Origin of the sequence: uncultured Escherichia sp., from assembly GCF_948475835.1 — a bacterium.
Classification (GTDB): domain Bacteria; phylum Pseudomonadota; class Gammaproteobacteria; order Enterobacterales; family Enterobacteriaceae; genus ECMA0423.
The window spans coordinates 849-1,227 of sequence record NZ_CAOLGM010000255.1 but is presented as its reverse complement, the minus strand read 5'-3'; the positions used below and the strand labels follow the sequence as shown (position 1 = coordinate 1,227).

Here is a 379-nt window from a genome sequence, read left to right as displayed (position 1 = left end):
CGCACACCACGCTCAACTCCGGTGGCGTTCAATACATCAACGATAGCGGTAGTGCCACGAGTACCACCATTAACAGTGGTGGTTACCTGTCCGTCTCCGGGGGCGGCACTGCCGTTGACATTACTCAGAACAGTGGCGGGGCTATTTTTACAACCACAGATGCCACTCTGAGTGGTACCAATATTAACGGCAGCTTCAGTATTGCCAACGGAAGTGCCAGTAATATGCTGCTGGAGAATGGTGGTTCTCTCTCTGTACTCAACGGTCATCAAGCCACAGATACCACTATTAACAGTGGTGGAATCCAGTCTGTTTCCAGTGGTGGTAGTGCCGTCAGCACCACGCTAAACTCCGGTGGCGCTCAATTAATCAAAGATGG

At 51.5% G+C, this 379-nt stretch carries 1 pseudogene; it reads left to right on the top strand.

Annotated features, from left to right (window positions below):
• Nucleotides 1-35: 35 nt before the first annotated feature.
• Nucleotides 36-362, top strand: a pseudogene (locus QZF50_RS23665) (AIDA repeat-containing protein); the annotation flags it as partial.
• Nucleotides 363-379 lie beyond the last annotated feature (17 nt).